The 1,037-nt window shown below is 47.1% G+C and carries 1 protein-coding gene; it reads right to left on the bottom strand.

From position 1 onward, the window contains the following. On the bottom strand, positions 1–1,037 hold a 1,037-nt coding region (gene der, locus R7040_RS24860; RefSeq protein ID WP_318097335.1), incomplete at both ends, for a ribosome biogenesis GTPase Der.

The following is a 1,037-nucleotide window of genomic DNA, read 5'->3' as shown; positions in this document are numbered from 1 at the left end:
GGAAGTTCACGAACCATGTTACCGTGAATCACGACGATTGGTGGGTTGTAACCACCTGCGTGCGCGTATTTTAGCTTGATACGACGACCACGAACCATTGGCGGTTGGTGATCATCAGTCGCCATCTTCATGATACGAGTCAAAACAGAGGTACCAACACGTGTCGTTGCCGACTTGTACGCTTCTTGGATAGACTCAAACAAGTGACCAACACCAGTACCGTGCAGTGCAGAAATAAAGTGAATGCGAGCAAAGTCAACGAAACCTAGGCGGCGGTCTAGCTCTTTCTTCACGTTCTCTTTTACTTCGTTATCTAGACCATCCCACTTGTTTACCGCTAGTACGATTGAACGACCGGCGTTCAATGCAAAACCTAGCAGGCTCAAGTCTTGGTCAGAGATGTTTTCACGTGCGTCGATAACCAATAGCACTACGTTTGCGTCTTCGACGGCTTTCAACGTTTTAACAACGGAGAATTTCTCAACCGTTTCGTTAATACGACCACGACGACGTACACCCGCAGTATCAATGATTACATACTCACGGCCATCACGTTCCATAGGAATGTAGATTGAGTCACGAGTTGTGCCTGGCATGTCGTATACCACAACACGTTCTTCACCAAGAATACGGTTGGTTAACGTCGACTTACCAACGTTTGGACGACCAATGATTGCCAGTTTGATTGGCTGTTCTTGTAGACGTTGGAACTCCGCTTCCGCTTCTTCTTCAGTGTATTCGTCTGGTGCAATTTCAGCGTCTTCAAATTCTGTCAGATCTTCAATCTCACCTTCTTCTGATTCACTTGTTAGTAAATCATCAAAGAATGGAGCTAGCGCACGCTCAAGCAATGCTGTAACACCACGACCGTGTGCAGCCGCGATTTGGTACATGTCATCAACACCAAGCTGCCAGAAATCAGCACACGCTGCGTCAGCATCAATACCATCAATTTTGTTTACTACCAGCATCGCTGGCTTTTCAATTTTACGCAGATGCGCCGCAATCGCTTCATCAGCAGGTGTAAGACCAGCACG

This window comes from Vibrio sp. 1069, from assembly GCF_033340555.1.
This window is presented reverse-complemented; position numbering and strand designations above follow the sequence as displayed.